This is a genomic window from Bifidobacterium sp. WK012_4_13 (assembly GCF_041080835.1).
GTDB lineage: Bacteria > Actinomycetota > Actinomycetes > Actinomycetales > Bifidobacteriaceae > Bombiscardovia > Bombiscardovia fermentum.
Genome location: NZ_CP129684.1, coordinates 15128 through 32748, shown reverse-complemented (window position 1 = coordinate 32748; position 17621 = coordinate 15128). Strand labels below are relative to the sequence as shown.

At 55.1% G+C, this 17621-nt stretch carries 24 protein-coding genes; 10 read left to right on the top strand and 14 right to left on the bottom strand.

Translation table 11 applies throughout. The annotated features are described in order from the left end of the window. Complete coding sequence (locus QN062_RS10000) at positions 1 to 561, bottom strand: hypothetical protein (RefSeq protein WP_369342622.1); 561 nt, start codon at positions 559 to 561, stop codon at positions 1 to 3. On the opposite strand from QN062_RS10000, the gene QN062_RS09995 reads away from it, so the two are divergent. Further along, positions 550 to 891 (top strand): DUF4113 domain-containing protein, encoded by a 342-nt coding sequence (locus tag QN062_RS09995; protein ID WP_158215583.1) that lies wholly within the window; start codon positions 550 to 552, stop codon positions 889 to 891. The two genes, QN062_RS10000 and QN062_RS09995, sit on opposite strands and share 12 nt — an antisense overlap. A 34-nt stretch (positions 892 to 925) precedes the next feature. Here the strand turns inward: QN062_RS09995 and QN062_RS09990 are convergent, their stop codons facing one another. The 12 genes from QN062_RS09990 to QN062_RS09935 all read right to left on the bottom strand — a co-directional run bounded on the left by QN062_RS09990 (position 926) and on the right by QN062_RS09935 (position 7598). Further along, positions 926 to 1474 carry a recombinase family protein gene (locus QN062_RS09990; RefSeq protein ID WP_094692111.1) on the bottom strand — a complete coding sequence of 183 codons (549 nt, stop codon included), beginning with the start codon at positions 1472 to 1474 and terminating at the stop codon, positions 926 to 928. A 2-nt stretch (positions 1475 to 1476) separates the two neighbouring features. Next, the gene (locus QN062_RS09985) at positions 1477 to 1809 is read right to left on the bottom strand and encodes a hypothetical protein (RefSeq protein WP_094692110.1); all 333 of its coding nucleotides are present in this window, start codon (positions 1807 to 1809) and stop codon (positions 1477 to 1479) included. Between the two features lie 16 nt (positions 1810 to 1825). Beyond that, complete coding sequence (locus QN062_RS09980; protein WP_143241925.1) at positions 1826 to 2083, bottom strand: hypothetical protein; 258 nt, start codon at positions 2081 to 2083, stop codon at positions 1826 to 1828. Positions 2084 to 2297: 214 nt separating this feature from the next. Then, on the bottom strand, positions 2298 to 2516 hold the full coding sequence (locus QN062_RS09975) for a hypothetical protein (protein ID WP_369342621.1): 219 nt from the start codon (positions 2514 to 2516) through the stop codon (positions 2298 to 2300). Beyond that, positions 2513 to 2866, bottom strand: coding sequence for a hypothetical protein (locus QN062_RS09970; RefSeq protein ID WP_369342620.1), 354 nt, complete (start codon positions 2864 to 2866; stop codon positions 2513 to 2515). Before QN062_RS09970 ends, QN062_RS09975 begins: the two co-directional genes overlap by 4 nt. A 232-nt stretch (positions 2867 to 3098) precedes the next feature. Next, positions 3099 to 3950: a Fic/DOC family protein gene (locus QN062_RS09965; protein WP_369342619.1), complete on the bottom strand. Its 852-nt coding sequence runs from the start codon at positions 3948 to 3950 to the stop codon at positions 3099 to 3101. Further along, on the bottom strand, positions 3947 to 4126 hold the full coding sequence (locus QN062_RS09960; protein ID WP_369342618.1) for a hypothetical protein: 180 nt from the start codon (positions 4124 to 4126) through the stop codon (positions 3947 to 3949). The genes QN062_RS09965 and QN062_RS09960 overlap by 4 nt, the downstream gene beginning before the upstream one ends. A gap of 101 nt (positions 4127 to 4227) precedes the next feature. Beyond that, positions 4228 to 4605, bottom strand: a complete 378-nt coding sequence (locus QN062_RS09955; protein WP_369342617.1) for a hypothetical protein — start codon at positions 4603 to 4605, stop codon at positions 4228 to 4230. A gap of 98 nt (positions 4606 to 4703) precedes the next feature. Beyond that, positions 4704 to 4910 (bottom strand): hypothetical protein, encoded by a 207-nt coding sequence (locus QN062_RS09950; RefSeq protein WP_369342616.1) that lies wholly within the window; start codon positions 4908 to 4910, stop codon positions 4704 to 4706. Positions 4911 to 4969: 59 nt separating this feature from the next. Then, positions 4970 to 5557, bottom strand: coding sequence for a ParA family protein (locus QN062_RS09945; RefSeq protein WP_340445509.1), 588 nt, complete (start codon positions 5555 to 5557; stop codon positions 4970 to 4972). A gap of 501 nt (positions 5558 to 6058) precedes the next feature. Next, positions 6059 to 7027: a replication protein RepA gene (locus QN062_RS09940; protein WP_369342615.1), complete on the bottom strand. Its 969-nt coding sequence runs from the start codon at positions 7025 to 7027 to the stop codon at positions 6059 to 6061. A 121-nt stretch (positions 7028 to 7148) separates the two neighbouring features. Beyond that, positions 7149 to 7598 (bottom strand): hypothetical protein, encoded by a 450-nt coding sequence (locus QN062_RS09935; RefSeq protein WP_094695333.1) that lies wholly within the window; start codon positions 7596 to 7598, stop codon positions 7149 to 7151. A gap of 216 nt (positions 7599 to 7814) precedes the next feature. Between QN062_RS09935 and QN062_RS09930 the strand changes: the two genes are divergently transcribed. From QN062_RS09930 to QN062_RS09890, 9 genes are all read left to right on the top strand, one after another. Beyond that, positions 7815 to 8060, top strand: a complete 246-nt coding sequence (locus tag QN062_RS09930; protein ID WP_143242018.1) for a hypothetical protein — start codon at positions 7815 to 7817, stop codon at positions 8058 to 8060. 21 nt (positions 8061 to 8081) lie between these two features. Then, positions 8082 to 9134, top strand: a complete 1053-nt coding sequence (locus tag QN062_RS09925; protein ID WP_369342614.1) for a hypothetical protein — start codon at positions 8082 to 8084, stop codon at positions 9132 to 9134. Between the two features lie 139 nt (positions 9135 to 9273). Then, positions 9274 to 11559 carry a hypothetical protein gene (locus QN062_RS09920; protein WP_369342627.1) on the top strand — a complete coding sequence of 762 codons (2286 nt, stop codon included), beginning with the start codon at positions 9274 to 9276 and terminating at the stop codon, positions 11557 to 11559. Positions 11560 to 11641: 82 nt separating this feature from the next. Continuing rightward, the gene (locus QN062_RS09915) at positions 11642 to 13447 is read left to right on the top strand and encodes an LPXTG cell wall anchor domain-containing protein (RefSeq protein WP_369342626.1); all 1806 of its coding nucleotides are present in this window, start codon (positions 11642 to 11644) and stop codon (positions 13445 to 13447) included. An 83-nt stretch (positions 13448 to 13530) separates the two neighbouring features. Continuing rightward, positions 13531 to 13674 (top strand): hypothetical protein, encoded by a 144-nt coding sequence (locus QN062_RS09910; RefSeq protein ID WP_369342625.1) that lies wholly within the window; start codon positions 13531 to 13533, stop codon positions 13672 to 13674. Positions 13675 to 13807: 133 nt separating this feature from the next. Beyond that, on the top strand, positions 13808 to 14788 hold the full coding sequence (locus QN062_RS09905; RefSeq protein WP_094692141.1) for a DUF3801 domain-containing protein: 981 nt from the start codon (positions 13808 to 13810) through the stop codon (positions 14786 to 14788). Between the two features lie 6 nt (positions 14789 to 14794). Further along, positions 14795 to 15139, top strand: coding sequence for a hypothetical protein (locus QN062_RS09900; RefSeq protein WP_094692140.1), 345 nt, complete (start codon positions 14795 to 14797; stop codon positions 15137 to 15139). Further along, positions 15136 to 15582 carry a hypothetical protein gene (locus QN062_RS09895; protein WP_094692139.1) on the top strand — a complete coding sequence of 149 codons (447 nt, stop codon included), beginning with the start codon at positions 15136 to 15138 and terminating at the stop codon, positions 15580 to 15582. Before QN062_RS09900 ends, QN062_RS09895 begins: the two co-directional genes overlap by 4 nt. A gap of 3 nt (positions 15583 to 15585) precedes the next feature. Then, a complete protein-coding gene (locus tag QN062_RS09890) occupies positions 15586 to 17298 on the top strand; it encodes a VirD4-like conjugal transfer protein, CD1115 family (RefSeq protein WP_094692138.1) in 1713 nt (570 codons plus the stop codon). Here QN062_RS09890 and QN062_RS09885 read toward each other — a convergent pair. After that, positions 17293 to 17595 (bottom strand): hypothetical protein, encoded by a 303-nt coding sequence (locus tag QN062_RS09885; protein ID WP_094692137.1) that lies wholly within the window; start codon positions 17593 to 17595, stop codon positions 17293 to 17295. The two genes, QN062_RS09890 and QN062_RS09885, sit on opposite strands and share 6 nt — an antisense overlap. Between the last annotated feature and the right edge of the window lie 26 nt (positions 17596 to 17621).

The following is a 17621-nucleotide window of genomic DNA, read 5'->3' as shown; positions in this document are numbered from 1 at the left end:
TCATTGATCGCAGGTGATCCCGTGCGGTGACGTCTGGAACTCCACGGTGCCGTCGTGTCCCCAGATGTTCAGATGGGCGGCACGGCCCTGCCATATGAGCGACCATGCACCCTCGCGGATGGGATCGGCAACAACGTCATGCACCTGCGACCAGTTGCCGCCGGTGTCTACGAGCCATGGGGAGTCGGGCTGCTTGAGATACACGTCGCCGGAGGAGTTGGCCATGCCCTCGCCGAACGAGACGACGACGGCGCAGCCGGCAGCGCTGCGCGGCGCGAGCACATGATAACTATCGGCGAACAGCAGCGTGAACCCGGCGGTCAGCAATCCCCAGAACACCGCCAATGCGAGGATGACGCGCGTCAGAAGCCACAGAACCCTGCGCGCATGGCCTGTAACGACACGTTGGCCGGCCGCCGCGCCGGGTCTGCCAGCGGCCACCATGCACAGGACTCCGTAGGCAAGCCAGCACAAAGCGCCGAGCACCAGACCGGCAGTAGTCAGCAACGTCTCCGGTGTGAGCACCATCCCTGGCAGCGGCATCATAGGATGTTCCCACACACTGATTCCCACGCTAGTGCGCACCTGCGGATCACTGAGCGGAACGAGCGGGATAAGGAAGCAGACAGAGCCAATCCAACCAAGCAACCTGCGCCAACGACCCATCGGCACCTCCAGCCATCCTACGAACCGACCGAACCTTATCCAGCAACCAACCCTTTTTCATATCCAGAGCTATCACAAGTTCCAACACGATACTCCCGTCCACTGCGCATCCATGCAGCACCGCCACCGATCAGACCCTCAACGGGATGGAACATGAAACGACAGCACCTCAGCAACCGGATTCCCACACGGTGGGATGAGCTGACCGTGGCGGAGGCGCGATGAGCGGATGCAGCTAGCTAGTTATATAACTAGCTAGCTATGCCTTGATGACGCTGTATATGGTCTGCCGGCTGACGTGGTACTGGTCGGCGATCTCCTGCACGGTGAGCGTCCTGCCCTGGTAGAGTTCGCGGATGCGTTTGCGCTGCCTCCCGTCAAGCTTGGATGGCCTGCCACCCAGGTGTCCCCTGGCCCTGGCGGCCTGCAATCCCGCGTTGGTGCGTTCCCGTATCAGGTCGCGTTCGAACTGCGCCATCGCGGCGAACACGTTGAAGATCAGCACGCCTCCGGGTGTGGTGGTGTCCATGTTCTCCGTCAGGCTTTTGAACCCCACTCCCTTTACTTGCAGCAGGTTCATGAGATCGACGAGGTTCTGCACGCTACGGCCGAGCCGGTCGAGCTTCCACACGACGAGCGTGTCCCCCTCGCGGATGGTGTCGAGCATATGGTCCAGTTCGGGCCGGTGCGCCTTCGCGCCGGACGCATGGTCGGTGAACAGCCGTTCGCATCCTGCCCTGGTGAGCGCGTCGGTCTGCAACCGCTCGTTCTGCTCCAGAGTGCTCACCCTGGCATAACCGACGATCATGGTCACGCGGCCTGCAACCGGTGGTGCTGGTGCTTCATCTCCTGCTCTATGAGCATGCGCAGATACTCGGACTTGTTGCGCATTCCAGACTGTTTGCGCTGCTCGTCCACGAAGGCAGCCATCGACTCGGAAGCCTTGAAATGAATCTGCACGCTCTTCTCCCTGGGCTTGTCCCCCAGGCGAGGCCTGCCCATCAATACAGCCACGGCATCCGCAACATTATCGGTGCCGGCCGCCTCCATCAAATCGTGATCGGCCTCAACCTGAGCCTGGGCGGCGGTACTCTCCACCGCCTGAGAATCATCCCACTGCCACGTCTCGTCCTGCAATGCCATGAGGTTCACCTACCTTTCAATCCTTGTCCCAGAAGCCACCCTGTTCGGCGTTCACATGGAACACCACGATGCCCTGCCCCGGTATGATCTTCATCATGACCTCGATGCTCGGCACCAGCGGGTCACCGTGGTGCAGTCCAGTGAACTTAAGATAGCGTTCACCGCTACGCACCAGCACCTTACGACGAATCAGATGCTGATACGCAAACAGCACATCGGCGACCGTGTAACCATGACGCTCGGCCGAGCGGGCAAACACCATCCTTGAAGACACGACATAAGTATAGCACACTTTCGTGCTACGTGCAGGTTCTTATGTGAAGAAACTCAACCCAATCAAGCGATTACTGCACTCTGATTCTTGCACGGGTTTCCATACACGTTTCAGCATGAAAAAACGGCCTGGGTCGGCAGGCCGTGGGATTGTCTAGAAAACGGTCGTATATTGCATTAACTTACACGACTCGTTTGCCTCCATCTACGTGACTTTACAGGTACGTTTTTAACCAATCAGGTAGCGCAGGATCATCAACCGACCAGGACTCTATGACACTTTCATCCGTGTCCCAGGTATTCTCTTCACCATCAAAGAATTTCTGTCGATGACATTTATACTTCACAACGCTGTCACCCTCGAGTCGATATTCATTCCAATAGTAGTTATGTTTCCCATAGCCACTCCACTCGTTCGTTGTGTAGATCTTCATGGCAGAGTCTTTACCGTTGGAAGGCCAAGTTTCGTGAGTTCTGTAACGCTGATGGTTTGTGGATACGGCATTGCGAATAAAGGTGCATTGGTTACCGTTCCTACCGGCCAGTATTCAATCTTGATACTACCTGGATATTGAGATTGAATAGCATCATCAATGATTTCTCTGGCATTTACCAGGCTCTCTATTTCACCCTCACGAACTATGACATACTGTTTCCCGCTTGCAGCCTTCCACACCTCGCAGCGGTACCTTCCTCGTGTGGTCTTAAGGTCATCGTCGCCAACAAATATCGGCGGTGCAACATTGAAACCACTGCGGCTGGGATCAATAAGATGATTAACCACGAGAGTCTCCTTATAAATTATCGACCTGTTAATGGATAAATGAAAGAGCACAACACGCACTGTCATCTCTCTCGCTCAATCACAATAATACCCAGCCTCAATGAATGATTTTGCACAGTGATCATATAAGGCAAGCGAATCAACGGTGGTTGTTGATTCGTGCGCCAGGAGCATGGTCGAGCTGATCCAGCTCGGCAGGTGTGGGCAGCCGCCCACGATTCATCTCCCCCGCTTACGCTTCTGCTGCGTGACGTCGGAAGGGGATTGCTCTGTTTTGAGTTGCTTGGTTCCCGCTCTGAGTGCCTGGCGTATATCGCTGACGCTCTTCTTCGCCTGTACACTGCCTTTGGTCTGGTAGCTGTAGCGTTGCCGCTGCTGCTCGTAACTCACTGTCGGAAAGCACCTGGTACACGTTCGGCTGCCCTGGTGCCTCATCTGCACTGGGCTTGAAGCCGATGGCCGGCAGGAACCGAAGATCCTGTTCAGGTGGCAATGGCTGGGTGATCTTGTCGAACATGGCCTCCAACGGGTGATAGTCCACGTTCTCATGGGCAACAAACGAGGCAATGTCATTCTCGCGCTTGGTCACTCTCGACCAGTCCAACCCCCAGCCGGCATCGCGGGCCACTAGTGTCCAGAACACGCGCTGGGTACGGCCATTGCCCTCACGGAAGGGATGCAGAGTATTGAAGTTGGCGAAGTTGACGGCCAGCCGCTCGATGAACTGGTCTCGATCCAAGCCTTGCGGCATATGATCGTTCTCTAGCGTGCTTTCCGCGTATTGGACGCCGGTGGTGAACAGTTGCAGGGGTTGGAATACGCTGCCTCCACCCTTGCTCATATCGATGGTGCGGATCCGTCCCGCCCACTCGTACACGTCCTGGAACAGGTAATGGTGGATCCACTGCAACTGCCCGACCGTGCCTTCGGCGGCGAGAGGCATACTGGCGAGTTTGCTGTAACGGGCGTTGACCAGATCATTCTCGGCGTCAGCCAACTCCTGCTCACTTTGGGCGTTGACTTTGTTGCGCAGTACGTTCGTTCCGGGAATCAGATACGGGTCGATACCCGTGTCATCATTCATGCCGTTTCCAGACCGTACCGGATGCGGGTGCGCCGGATCAGCCCATCCTCGTCGATGAGGCCATCGATGTAGTCCTGCGCGTCGCGACGATACGCGTCAGTGACGCGCCCGCCTTCAAGCTCTGCGGAATGCATGCCATCGCGGATCACCAGACTTCGCCGTGTTCGCTCATCCATCGCATCCTCCTTAAATCGAATTATCCATTATCCCATAAACGGGAGCATTTCAACGGGTCACACACTGGGTGAGCAGGCTTACGGTCTGCGTCTTCTCCGCACTACCCATCGGCCTGACCATCCTTGTGGATGTGATCCCAGTTCAGCACGTCATAGCCAAGACTCGTCTCACTGCTGAACACCACAAGTTTCAACTTGCGTTTCCCGTTCTTCGACACCACCGGGCTGCCGCCGGCCATGATGAATGTACCCTTGCTCAACGGTTTTACAGGTGACGCGATCAGGTTCTTGATGTATTCCTTGGTCTTGCCCCTGGCCTCTAACTCCACATACTCCGTGGCCGCGCCCGTGTGGTTCACCGCCACGGTCATCCACAGAACCTCGTCATACATGCCATCAGCAGCAGGAAACCGCTTCACACGAGGATCCGTCGCCAGATTGCCCGCCACATACTCGAAATCACCAGCCATAAAAGCCATAATCGCCTCCCTTAACAGGATTATTGCATTATGTTTTTATCCTAGCAAGAATAGTAGATTTATGCAATTCTATATCTGTGTCTTTATTGCATTATTGCCTAATCCTGTATCTCTGTGTCTATCCATTCCTCGATGATCTTCGTCATGGGTTTGCCTGTTCTTACCGATTCCATCTTCAGCTTCCGATGTTTGCTCACCGGAAGGTACAGACTGATCTGCTGCGTCTTCTCCTTCGCCTCGCCGGTCTTGTCAACGAGAACGTCGGTGAGCCTCTTCGTCGCCTTCTTGTTCAGATCTATCGCCATGATTCTTGCTTTCTGTCTTTATTGCTAATATCTTTCTGCATTTATGTCTTTGTTGCTCTTTAACGGAAGGCGGCCATTACCTCGTCTACGGCTTCCTTGTACCCACTATCTGACGGGATGGCATTGGTGCCGATGGCGCGTTTAATGCTTTCCCTTGCCTTGATGTAGGAATCCAAACGAGATAGCCCGGCTTCCTTGATGCGTTTCTCGCATTGACGCCACTCGACCGTGCGATCATCCACTCGCGTAACCAGCACAGTCATGGGCTTATCGACTGCTTCTGCAGTTTCCAGAGCGCGGGTCACATCAAGTTTGCTTGGCTGCGTGGTGATGATGACAAGATCAGCTGCCGAGATGGCCGCTTGAATGATCTCAGCTTGCAGCGGTGGAGTGTCGATAAGCACCCAGTCAGCATCCGATACGGGTGGTTCGTCTACTTCCTTCATGTTTGCGCTGTGCACGAGGAAGGGGAGAGGTGTCCCGTTTTTCTGTGCCATCTTCTTCCAGTCCGTCGCCCCTCCGGAAGGATCGGTGTCCCTGACCTCTACCTTTTCTCCTCTTGCGGTCAGGATACCGGCGAACATGAGGGCGCTGGTGGTCTTCGCCGCGCCGCCCTTGGTATTGGCGAAGGTGATGAAGTGTGCCATAACTATGCCTTTCTGTCTTTATTGCTTATGTTTTTATTGTAGCACTATTTATTGCTTACAATAAAACGGTTATTATTGCTTACAACGCTTTGTCACAATCCCCTTCACTATGAGTTGAATGATCTTCAAAGCCAATCGAATCAATTCCGTTGTTGATTCGTGCGCCAGTGCCAGGAGCTAGGTCGAGCTGAATCAGCTCGGCGAGGGAGAGGGGCGGCAGTCCCTCATTCAAACATCAGAAAACCCTTTGCGGACATCATTATGTTTGCTCTATATGTGTTATCTATATGAAAAAGACTATATGAAAAACTATATGGGACACCATCTCAGCCATACTGCCAGTAAGCAATTGGTGGTATACCACCCTACAACAAGCCCGAAGTCACCCTACAACAAGCCCGAAGTAATTTTCCTTACACCCTACAACAAGCCCGAAGAATGACCCTACAACAAGCCCGAAGAATTGGGTATGAAAAAGCCCGCTTTCGCGGGTCGTTCGTTTCAGTTTCCTGTGGGTTTTCGTTTGGCTGTGACGCTTCGTTTTGACCTGTGAAGGATGATTCCCTGGCCGTCGATGATCTCGACGTTGAGATCCGGCCATACCATTCGCACGTTGTTCAATGAACTCTTGAATCTCCTAATGAAGTTATCAAGTCTGCCGTAGGTGTTGCCGAATTGGTTGGCGAGTTGTTGCCAGGTGATGGGTGATGTTTGACGACTGGGGGAGTGGATCAGCGAGTAATTACGAGCATTGAGCCACGTGTAAAGATCTAGATCTTGGCCTCTACTGCGTCCCTTGACGAGCGGGTTGGTGTTGGTAAGCAGAAACACTGCGGCGGCGTCAAGCGGAGTACTGTGCTGCATATGTTCATAGGTACTTTTGTTAAGGCTGATGGTTGAGAGTTCTCCCATAGTCTTGAAACCCCATCCGAGGTTGTAAGTATCCGCAATGATGAGGTTCTTGCCTGCCATCATTCCGTTTTCGTCATCTCCCTCATAAGTAGTAACTTGTGTTCTCATGCCACAAATGGCCTGTAACGCAACACGATATCGATTGTATTCTCTACCATTTGGTTTGCCGTCGTGCCGGTATATTCCTATTTCCTTCATGAGCTGGTTCAGGCTTTGGGGGAGTGTCAGCATGAGGTTGTCTGCTTTGTGGAGCATAACTTGTGTGGAGATCCATATGAGAAGAAGTCGGGCTATTTTGCCGTAAGGCCATAGAGCATACTGTTTTTTGTCTTTTACATATAGGTTTGGGTTCACCGTATAAAGGGTGTTGCCGTTGATACGCTTCCAAGACTCGACATTGCCTGGGTCAGTGTAGGGGAGGCTGAACTTGCAAAAGTCGGAGAGTAAATACAGACGTTGCTGGCTGTTGAGCTGCTGCCATTCCTGGCCTGTATGCTCTTCGTGAACGGCATCTCTGTTGTTGCCGTTCACATCGCTGCTTGTAGTATCATTGTCCATAGTTAATCACTCCATATTAGTGATTGCTTGGCCTCCGGAACCGTAAATTCACGGAGGCATATTTTTATTCTCATTACGTAACTATATATCATGATTACTGATTCGGTATAGATTCGTATACTTATATACCCTTTTTCTTGTTTTTCTTAATGGTTCGTTGTGCCTGTTTTAATTCTGCGGCCGTGGCAGGATCGGGTATTTCATCCAATGCTGATGAGGGATGTAGATATGTGATCGCTAGATTTACTATGGCGTTTTTCACTGTGTGGTCATTGAGCATGTCGTCTATGAGTTTTGCCTCGTTGATTTTCCCGTTTTTTATTGCGACGGCTTGTAATATTTTCATCCATTCGGCTGCTGAATTTTTATTGAAGTAGTTGCACATCTTCTCGAATTCGCCCAGAGTGAGTGGTGCATTTTCGTAGTTGAATTTTTTCTTGATAGCTTGGTAAGTAAAGCCAAGTGCTGCTGCCACTTTTGTTCGGCTCGTTCTTGGCTCGGTTTCGTTGGCCCATGACTTGACAAAATCTATTGCTGTCCTGTCAATGTCGCTCCACGAACTTTTAATCATAAAAGAAGTCTACGGATTCACAATTGACAAAAAATCACTACTTTTATAACCATAAACAAAAGTATCTAATAGTAGGTATAAACACATTACTAGAGTATCTATAATTCAGTCATCAATTATTTTAATAGTGATCAATAAGATACATAAATTACCTATTTATAAATAAATAGATACATATGCATCGGTTTATTTGATATTTGTGATACTATTGTGAGCATGATGCAAGAACACACGAAGAAGGTAACTTCAGCTCTTTACGAAATGTTAAAAAATGAGGTTCCTGGAACTTCTCCAATGACAGTTGCATCAGCTCATATTGGCACCAGTTATGAAACGCTGAGAAGAAGACTTAAGACTGGGACGTTGTCTTTAAATGATTTCGAACTGCTGTCTGATCTTCTGGGTCTGGATCCAGGGTTTATGTATGCGCATCCTGATGAGGCTAAACGTAAACAAAAGTAATGGTGATAGAAGAGAGAAATCATGAGTGGTAAAAGGGATCTGACTTCGGTCTGGTCATCATTATCAAAGCGGCGGCGTCTAACTGTGGCAGTCACGGCAATAGTAGTTGTAGTTCTGCTGATTCTGCTGGCGAGTCTGCATCTCTGGAACAGGCATCAGGTGGCAGTGGCACAAGGCGAATGCAGGATTGCAAAAGAGCAGTATTCCACGTTCGAGAGTAGGGCCAAGCACCTAGATACTGATAGTGATGTGCAGTCAGCCACGGTCATTACAGCAAGTCAGGTTGCTGATACCAAGACAGTCGATACTCTCCATGCGAAGCTCACTGCTTTTACTCAGAAATCACCAAAGAAAGCCTCCTGCACCATGGGAAACGCTGCAATAATCCGGCAGACCACGGCTATCCTGCACAAGTCCTTAAATGATCGCAAGACGGCGAAGACCGCTGTTGTTAGGGCTGCTCGTGCGGTGGTGGTGTCGCGTGACGCGAAGACCCTGACCGATGCCAAGGCTTCCTTGCTGAAGGCGGTGAAGGCTGCTCAGGGCACGCTTGATTCCTCCCATGGCAAGGTTGCTGACAACAAGACCCGTGAAGCGTTGCAGAAGGTGTTGGACGCGGCCAACAAGGTGCTTGCCGATACGAGTGTGAAGGATCCGAAACGCTATCAGGATGTGCAATCGACGCTGGCCGCTCCGGTGAAGGCGGTCAATGATAGCGTGGCCGCGAAGGCCGCATCTGATAAGGCCGCCGCTGATAAGGCCGCCGCACAGGCTGCGGCCGCGTCAGCTGCTCAGTCTCAGTCTGCGTCGGGATCTTCGGGTTCCTCGTCCTCGAACTCGTATCAGCGTTCTTCTGGTTCTGGCTCGTCAGGATCCACTACGCCACGCCAAACTACCGGATCTACAACCGGTAATGGCACATCTGCCGGGACATCAAGCCATTCAAGTGGCTCATCCTCGTCGCATTCCAGCTCAGGAGGCAATTCTAGCGGCTCGGGATCCGGTTTCGACCTGACACCCTCTAAGCCCATTCAGGGCTGTGTAGATGGTAAGAGCATATGCCCAATTGGATAAGAAAGAATTCTTATAACTGAATAATCAATTAAAAATGTGCCCCCCGCTATCGCGGTTCTATCTTGCCGGATGAGCGCGATAGTAGGGAGCCTGATACGGCAACCCATAAGGGGCTGCCCCTTAATGATAAGGGAACAACATGAGGAATTGGAAGAAGGGTGCGACCGTAGTTGCTGCTGTGATTGCGGCGCTTTCCACGCTTGTTTCGCCACTGGCTTTCGCTGATGGTGGTGGCGGATCTGGTGGTGGCGGCACGGGTGCTGGCGGTGATGGTCAGATCAGTTTTGCGTATCGTGATAGTTTTGGTGCTCCCACGTTGGCTAACGTGGGTGTTGCTTTGGCGAGTATGGGTTTGACTTCGTATAACGATGCCACGCATCCTGCTGATGCTGCTGCTACCACGGCGTTGAATAGTGCTGTGGGTGAATGCCAGTCCCGTTATGCTGCCAAGCATGATGGTGATACGAATGCGGGCTGCCGCCTGGTCAGTGTCGGCGCGGTTTCTACTGATGGCCAGTACACGGGTAGTACTGGCGGGTTCAACTCGGATCAGTGGGCTGCCGCCTGGAATGCAACTACGCAGGGGAAAAGCTACTCGTATGAGGGTGTTGATTATCAGACCACCACTCCATTTTCTGACGGTGTGACCACTATTAACGGTTTGGTTGCTCGTGAGGCTGCAAAGTCTCCTGGCATCATCGTGATTGTATTGTCCAGCGACGAGCCTCCGGTGGCTTATAATCTGTCGGTTTCCACGAAGCAGGCTTCGCCGGCGTCGATGAAGGTGGGTTCCACCGCTGCGGTGCATGATGTGATTACCACGTCCAATAATGGTTCCTCATTAAGTGAGAACCTGTCGGCGAAGGTGATCATGCATTATGACGGTCAGAAGAACGGGTATGTGGCCGCTAAGAGTGTGACGAAGAGTGTCACGGTCAGTAATAACGGTTCGAAGAATTCTCCTGATTTCACGCCGTCTGACTTTGGCATGTCGCATTGGCAGGAAGGCACGTACTGGTTTGACGTGCAGGTAGCCAAGCAGGGCAAGATGCAGGCTGCCGTGGATACCACGGATCCTGAGGCGTCTGAATCGTTCTCGGTTGCCGCCGTGCCTCCCGTGAAGCCTGGTAAGAGCATCGAAGAGGGTACTTCCGCCGACCGGATGGTGAATCGTACGACGATCACGACCGGTACCGGTCGTGGTGGCTATGAGATGACCATCAAGGATACGATCACCCCGAACGGCGTGAGCTATGGCATCAGCAACTACAAGCTCGTGGACACGTCGGACGGTAATAAGGATGTATCCGGTCAGTTCACGATCAACTGGGACAGAAACGCGAACACGGTCACTGCCGTGCGCGCCGCTTCCAAGGGTGAGATGCCGTCGGATCACACCTTCACCTTCAGCTTCGATGTGACGGTTGCCAAGCCTGACTTCTCCAAGGTCGATGATGTGGCTTCGGTCAAGTGGAATCAGGAGCCGAGCGTGAACACGGATGACAAGTCGTTCCCGACCTGGCGTCCCAACCCCGACAAGTCCTGGATCAAATACGTGGATGGCAAGTGGCAGGCCGTGATCGACCCGTCCAGAAGCAACCAGACCGGTGCCGACACCGAGACCTTCCTCGACGGCGACAAGGTCGGCTCAGTGGTCAACGGAACCGTTGCCGCACACCTGATCCAAGCCCCCACCAAGCTCACGTTGACCGACGATTGGGCGAAGGCGGACTACATCTTCGATGCCGCCGACGCGTCCAAGATCCGCGTGTACGAGGCCGATGCGAGCAGTGAGAAGCAGTCCAGTGTCGCGGACATCGCCAACACGGGCACGGACGTGACCGACCAGTTCACCATCACCGTGAACGGTACGACTGCCACCGCAACCGCGAAGGCCGGCTATCTCACCTCGTTGAAGGGCCTGGCCAAGGCTCAGCAGATCACCCTGCTGATCCCAGGAACCATCAATTTCGCCAATGGCGGGGGCGCCGAGCAGGTGCGCTCCGACTTCGGCAAGAACGCCGGCGACGAGCTGACCTTCTGCACGAACCCCGCCGGTGTCAACGATGGCGCGGGTTTGACGAACGCGGGTTCCGAGACGGTGAACACGCAGTCTGAGGATACGAACGAGCCTGAGATCTGCGGGTATGTGCCCCCGGTGACGAAGGATGTGCTTGCCGAGTCCTCACAGGGCGGCGACCAGTCCAGCGTGGACGGCAAGACCGTGTTCCCCGGCCAGAAGGTCGAATACAAGCTTGAAACCACGCCGAAACTGCCTGCGAACCTGGCCTATCAGGTGACGAACGTGGGTGTGACGGACAGTTACGACCAGTATCTGAACGTGGACAAGCAGACCTTGGAGGTCACCCGACCTGAATACGGGCAACATCATTCCCAAGAGCCAGTACACCAACACCTGGGATGACACCGCGCACACGGTTCGCATCGCGTTCTCCGACGCCTGGGTGAAGGCCAACTGGAAGGCCGGCTCGAACCCGAGGATCATCGTGCGGTTCGAGGGCACGGTCTCCAAGGATGCTCCCGCGAACACGAAGGTGGACAACCAGTGGAAGTTGACGCTGAACAACAGCATCACTCCGTCGAACATCGTGGAGAACACGCCTCCCGACGACAATCCCTCCAAGCAGGACACTCAGAAGGATGCGAAGATCAACATCGACGGCAAGACCGCCGTGCTGGGCGACAGGATCTACTATCGGGTCAACCTCGATGCCTCGAAGCTGGACAACACCGCGTATGTGGTGCAGCGCCTGGGCATGGTCGATGACTACGACGAGCAGTACTTGAAGCTTGACACGACAGGGATCCATGTGCTTGACGCCCAGGGCAGTGACGTGACCGGCAAGTTCAACATCCAGGAGAAGGACGGCATCGTATATGCCTTCTTCAAGACGGTGGACACGACCATTCCCGCCACGGGCGAGACCGTGAAGGGCGACCCGCAGCCGTCCGACCTGAAAGCGTATTCGACCGAGAAGCTGGATCCGCTCACCTCGCCCGCCATCGACCAGAAGGTGCTTGGACAGACCTACCAGATCGTGCTGCCCATGACGGTGAAGGCCGTCAAGGACGGTTACACGGTGAAGAACACCGCGATCCAGGTCACCAACAACGAGCAGAAGCTCACCAACACCGTAAGCAACCCGTTGAAAGAGATCAACCCCTCCAAGGATGTCACGGTCAACGTGGGCGGCGCTTCGGCCGACGGTCAGAGCATCTACCTGAACCACCTGTTCCTCTACCAGCTGGATTCCTCGACTTTGCACACGAATCGTGCATACAAGGAGATCACCGACTGGAAGATCACGGACGGGTACGACCAGTCGCACGACCGGTACACCGGCCAGTGGGCGGTGTACGCCACCAAGGATGTGGTCGAATACCAGGACGGCAAGGCCGTGACTTTGGCCGCGAAGGGTGACCGGATCGCCGGCAGTGGCGTGGACTCCACGAAATTCGGTGGAGACCTGTTCACCGCATCCGATAAGGACGGTGTACTCACGGTGACCGCCACGGCTCGATACCTCGCCATCGCCTCATCCAACGACACCACGGAGCAGGGTTGGCGTGCCTACGTGCAGATGGAACGTATCAAGACCGGCGACGTGAAGAACCAGTTTGTTGAAACGCTCAACGGCCAGGACAGGCCGTCGAACGTGGTGGTCACCCATACTCCTGATCAGACGCCTTCCATCAGCATCGAGAAATACGATGCGAAGAGCGGCATGAAGGCCGGGGATCGCAACGATCCCAAGGACGCCCTGGACGTGACGGGTGACACACAGATCGTGTTCCACATCACCAACACCGGCAAGGCCAGTCTCTCAAAGATCGACTTGAAAGACCAGACCATCGCCGGTTCCGGCACGGTCGTGGACTTCAAGTATCCGGCCAACTGGAACACGCTCGTGTTGAAGCCCGGAGCGTCCGTGGACGTCACCGGCACGTTGAAGGGCACCAAGAGCAACGACCACCACACGGATCGTGCGAAGGTCACCGCGCAGCCGATCATCGACTGTCCGGCCATCGACACCGACCCATTCGACGGCAAGAACCCGACCGTGGATCCATCCAAGGTGTGCTACGACACTGCGATCAGCGCGCACGACGACTGGAACGGGTACAACAAGCCCGCGCCCGCCAAGAACGCCCTGGCGAAGACCGGTGCCGACATCTTCTGGCTGGCTGCCGCCGTGGTTCTGCTAGCAGGTGGCGGTGCGGGACTGTTCCTCTACCGCCGTTCCCTCGCCCTCTCCGACGCTTCCGGCAAGGATACGGACAGCAAGGAGTAATCATGCCTGCCCCGTCCTCTTCTCTCTTCTTAGGACGGGGCATCCCCCAAACCAACATTCATCCAGTCTCGAAAGGAGCCATCATGCTGTGGATCGTGGCTATTCTCGCAGTGTCATTCGGCCTACTTATGGTGCTATCGCTGTGCAGGGCTGCCGCGATAGGAGACAGACAGCTTGAACACCTCGATGCGATCAACCACCGCACCGGCCCTCATGCAGGGCACTGACGGTTTCCCCAACCGTCACCATCAGCGGCCGGCTGAACATCCGCCGGCCATATGATGCCCCGTCTGCTTTCCCCTGCGGGCGGGGCATCCTTCAATATTTCAACCATTCTTTTGAACGAAAGCGAAGGCCATCATGGTCATGGAAGAACAGATCGCACAAAGCGTGCTCAGCGCGGCCATGCAGGGAGCAACCCTTATCCTGCGCGTCAGCGAGAAGGCGGCGAACATACTTGCGGCGGCCACATCAACGACAGTCTCCAAGATAGGGAAAACCACGAAGGACACGCTGCGGCAAGGGCGTGAATCAGTAGTGAAACTCACGAAGAAGGCTGGCGGCGACCTTCATTTCACCGAAGAGCTCTCCCGTGAGGACATGCGCTCGGTGCGCAATCAACTGCATCAATATGGGCTGCATTACGGGATCGAGAAGAACCCCGATACCGGCAAGTACTACATCGTGTTCAAAGGCACTGACGCCGATATGGTCAAACACTCGCTCGAACGTGCGTTGGCGACCGTGAGCGGCAAGGCTAGCATCGACCCGGTGACGGTGCCTGAGCAAGCTCAGGGCATCAATGAGACCGCACAGGATGTGGCGGTCACGAAAGCCTCGGATCTCGTGCCGGAAACCGTTGCGGCCGACGCCCCCAAGTTCTCGATGCCGTTCAAGACCGTGCAATGGGATCGGGATGCGAAGATTATCAGCGACAATCTCACCAAGCTCTCCATCCCCTTCACGGTGAAGCCTGGCGGGGAAGGCCAGCAGGTTTTCACGTTCCCGCAATCATGCACGCCGGCCGTCAAGCAGTTCATCGACTCCTACGCGCAGAACGTACCCAACTTCGACACAAGCCGTGTCGGCAACTATCAGCAGCTCGGCATCGAGCAGGTGGCGCAGGCCTCCACCCAGAAGATGCCCGCTGTAGGCAAGGAGCATGGCGAGACCGCGCAGCAGCCCGTCCAGGCAAAGACCCGCTCATCGTCCAAGGCCATGCCACGCAAGAAGACTGCCGCCGACGTGCGCAGGGAACTGAAACAGGACACCCAGGAGCGCATCAACCGGGCACGCAACGCGGCACCGGTGAAAACGGCGACCAAGACGAGAGCCAGGTGAACGGCCATGAGCGAGGAAGAAGAAGATGTGCTGCCTGCCGGGGCACGAGTGTGGATTACAGGCACGCTGTTGAAGGAACCGAAGCATCTGAGTTTCAGCGACGGCAATGAAGTTACGTATCTTTTAGTGACCTGCGATATTGGCGGCAATCGTCTGGTGAGTGTTCCCTGTAGTGCGCGCGGCACTGTTTCCAGATATTGCCAGGCCAAGCAATATACCCGTGGTGATCTGCTCTGGATCCGTGGACTTGTGCGCGAGAAGAAAGAAAACTCGGGCCAAATCACGGCCGTGGTCAACATTGAGGCCATGACTGGTGAAACTAGTGAAACCTGGCAGGAGAGTGAAGCATGAAACCCACTGCTCGCGTTCTGGTCGGTGCCGCTCACGCCGGATCGCCGTCGTTGCAGCTCTTTCAGGCCATGACCGGCACCACGGCAGAACGGGTCATCACATGGTTCGGTGAGGGGATCACGGCCATCACCATGCCGGTCAACGATCCTCAGCCGCCCGTGAAGGTGCGCCGGCCGGCGCCGGCCTTGCCGCAGCTTCAGGCCAGCCTCCCCGAACACAAGATGCAGTCCGACCGGACGGCACAGGGCGGTGACGGGCAGCGTGAGGATTCCTCGCGGCGCCGCACTGCGATGGATGTGAGAAACCTCCTGCATCAGACCACACAGCGCCTCATACAGGAGCAGCACAGTCATGAGCAGCAGGCTGCAAGCGGCTCGTCGGATAGCAGTGTGCTCACCCATGACGTTGAGCGCAATGCTCGCATGGACACAGTGAAAAGGTAAATCATGAATCGTACACGCAACAGACGCGATCTTGCCGTTATCGGCATCGTCTTCGCCGTCATCCTGTTCTGGATGGTTGACAAGATCAGCTACCAGGTGCGCACAGACCGCGCCCAGGGCATGAGTCTCGACACGGCGATGAACCGTCTCTTTACCGACATTCTCTCCCGTCCGTCGCACTTTTCCACGAACCGTGCTGATCTCATGGCCGGTGCCGTCAGCCTGATCGCGCTCGGCCTGGTTGCGCTGTATAACGCGGGGTGGCGCAGAGAGCGCAACGGCGAGGAACATGGGTCAGCTACATGGGGCACTGCCAGAGACATACGCCCCTTCATGGATCGCAAGGCGTTCAACAACATTCAATTCACCCAGACCGAGGGGCTGAGCATTGACACGCACAAGACGCAGCGCAATATCAATGCCTTCATTATCGGCGGTTCCGGCACGGGAAAAACGCGCTTCTTCATCATGCCGAACCTGCGGCGTGCCCTGACAAGCTATGCGGTCACCGATCCCAAGGGCGAGATCATGCGCGACTACGGCATGGAGCTGGCGTCACGCGGCTACCAGGTGCGCACGCTGAACCTTATCGACTTCGCCCAATCCAATCATTTCAACCCGATGAAGTATTTCAGCAGAAACGATCCCGAAGTGTCCATCCTGCGATTGACTGAGAACCTGATCAACAACACGTCGGGCAGCAGCAGCAAGGAATCGTCCGACTCGTTCTGGGTCAGTTCCGAACGTGCCCTCCTGAATGCCCTGATCGCGTTCGTCTACTTCTCCGAGACCGATCCATCGCTGCCTATGGTCATCGACCTGGTTGGCCGCATGGGCGCGAGTGAGCAGGATGAAAACAAGCGTTTCGACGTTGACCTGATGTTTGAGTCCGCGAAGCACACGGTCGCCGCATTCATCAAGGATCCAGAGCTTTATGACGACGAGGCCACCCGCATCATCCAGGGCCTTGAGTTCGCCATCAAGGAGTACACGCCGTTCACGCAGGGTGCCGGCGAGACGAAGAAAAGCATCATCATCTCCCTGGGCAACCGGCTTGCCCCGATGCAGGTCGGCCATGTGCGCGCCATGCTCTCCGACGATGACATTGACCTGGGACGCATAGGCAAGGAGAAAACGGTACTGTTCCTGGAACTGTCGGACACGGATCGCACGTTCAGCTTCCTCGCCTCGATCTTCTACCAGTGCCTGTTCGAGGAGAACATCTACATTGCCGACCACAGTCCCGAAGGGCATGTGCAGGTGCCCATTCAATGCCTGTTGGACGAGTTCGCCAACATCGGCAAGATTCCCGACTTCGAGCAGCGCATCTCCACGTTCCGCAGTCGGTGGATCAGCGCGTGCATCGTCTTGCAGTCATACAGTCAGGGCAAGGCCCTCTATAAGGAGCAGTGGGACACCATCGTGGGCAACTGCGATTCCATCCTCTACCTCGGGTCGAATGACAACACCACGAACGAGTGGCTGAGCAAGCGGCTCGGATCGGGCACCATCGACGTGCGCGAGGATAGTCAGAGCTATGGGATGAGCGGCAGCAGCACGAAGTCGTGGCACAAGGTGAAGCGAGAGCTGCTGACCACGGACGAGCTGGCGCTGATCAGATCGGACGAGTGCGTGTATACGCTGCGCGGCGTGCGGCCGTTCCTTTCCAAGAAGATAGATCCGTCTGCCTTCGTGTACAAGGAGAAGCGGTCATGAACGCTTCGGGAAGGACTCTGCCAGTGCCGTCAGTAGCTCCTGCACGTCGGTTGCAAGCTCCCATGACGATTCGACGTGCGCGCGGCGTGGTATTCCTCCCGTGGGGCGCAGTAGCCCTGCGCGTTCGAGCGCGAGGCAGTCTCGGTAGATGCCTGTCGGTGACTGTTCGGGGAGGCTGGCCTGAAGCTGTGAGATCTTGCAGCTTCCGGACGGATCCCCTGCTATGCGTCTCAGCAGCAGGTAGCGGCGCATATTCAGGACTGCGTGCAGTGCATCGGCCGGGTCATTAGATCTCATGGACACGATTCTAGTATAAAACTATA

Excerpts from the sequence above, each read along its gene's own strand:
- QN062_RS09995 (WP_158215583.1), top strand. The coding sequence starts at position 550 with ATGTTCCCACACACTGATTCCCACGCTAGTGCGCACCTGCGGATCACT.
- QN062_RS09990 (WP_094692111.1), bottom strand. The coding sequence starts at position 1,474 with ATGATCGTCGGTTATGCCAGGGTGAGCACTCTGGAGCAGAACGAGCGG.
- QN062_RS09985 (WP_094692110.1), bottom strand. The coding sequence starts at position 1,809 with ATGGCATTGCAGGACGAGACGTGGCAGTGGGATGATTCTCAGGCGGTG.
- QN062_RS09975 (WP_369342621.1), bottom strand. The coding sequence starts at position 2,516 with ATGAAGATCTACACAACGAACGAGTGGAGTGGCTATGGGAAACATAAC.
- QN062_RS09965 (WP_369342619.1), bottom strand. The coding sequence starts at position 3,950 with ATGAATGATGACACGGGTATCGACCCGTATCTGATTCCCGGAACGAAC.
- QN062_RS09960 (WP_369342618.1), bottom strand. The coding sequence starts at position 4,126 with ATGGATGAGCGAACACGGCGAAGTCTGGTGATCCGCGATGGCATGCAT.
- QN062_RS09955 (WP_369342617.1), bottom strand. The coding sequence starts at position 4,605 with ATGGCTTTTATGGCTGGTGATTTCGAGTATGTGGCGGGCAATCTGGCG.
- QN062_RS09950 (WP_369342616.1), bottom strand. The coding sequence starts at position 4,910 with ATGGCGATAGATCTGAACAAGAAGGCGACGAAGAGGCTCACCGACGTT.
- QN062_RS09945 (WP_340445509.1), bottom strand. The coding sequence starts at position 5,557 with ATGGCACACTTCATCACCTTCGCCAATACCAAGGGCGGCGCGGCGAAG.
- QN062_RS09940 (WP_369342615.1), bottom strand. The coding sequence starts at position 7,027 with ATGGACAATGATACTACAAGCAGCGATGTGAACGGCAACAACAGAGAT.
- QN062_RS09935 (WP_094695333.1), bottom strand. The coding sequence starts at position 7,598 with ATGATTAAAAGTTCGTGGAGCGACATTGACAGGACAGCAATAGATTTT.
- QN062_RS09930 (WP_143242018.1), top strand. The coding sequence starts at position 7,815 with ATGATGCAAGAACACACGAAGAAGGTAACTTCAGCTCTTTACGAAATG.
- QN062_RS09925 (WP_369342614.1), top strand. The coding sequence starts at position 8,082 with ATGAGTGGTAAAAGGGATCTGACTTCGGTCTGGTCATCATTATCAAAG.
- QN062_RS09920 (WP_369342627.1), top strand. The coding sequence starts at position 9,274 with ATGAGGAATTGGAAGAAGGGTGCGACCGTAGTTGCTGCTGTGATTGCG.
- QN062_RS09910 (WP_369342625.1), top strand. The coding sequence starts at position 13,531 with ATGCTGTGGATCGTGGCTATTCTCGCAGTGTCATTCGGCCTACTTATG.
- QN062_RS09905 (WP_094692141.1), top strand. The coding sequence starts at position 13,808 with ATGGTCATGGAAGAACAGATCGCACAAAGCGTGCTCAGCGCGGCCATG.
- QN062_RS09900 (WP_094692140.1), top strand. The coding sequence starts at position 14,795 with ATGAGCGAGGAAGAAGAAGATGTGCTGCCTGCCGGGGCACGAGTGTGG.
- QN062_RS09895 (WP_094692139.1), top strand. The coding sequence starts at position 15,136 with ATGAAACCCACTGCTCGCGTTCTGGTCGGTGCCGCTCACGCCGGATCG.
- QN062_RS09890 (WP_094692138.1), top strand. The coding sequence starts at position 15,586 with ATGAATCGTACACGCAACAGACGCGATCTTGCCGTTATCGGCATCGTC.
- QN062_RS09885 (WP_094692137.1), bottom strand. The coding sequence starts at position 17,595 with ATGAGATCTAATGACCCGGCCGATGCACTGCACGCAGTCCTGAATATG.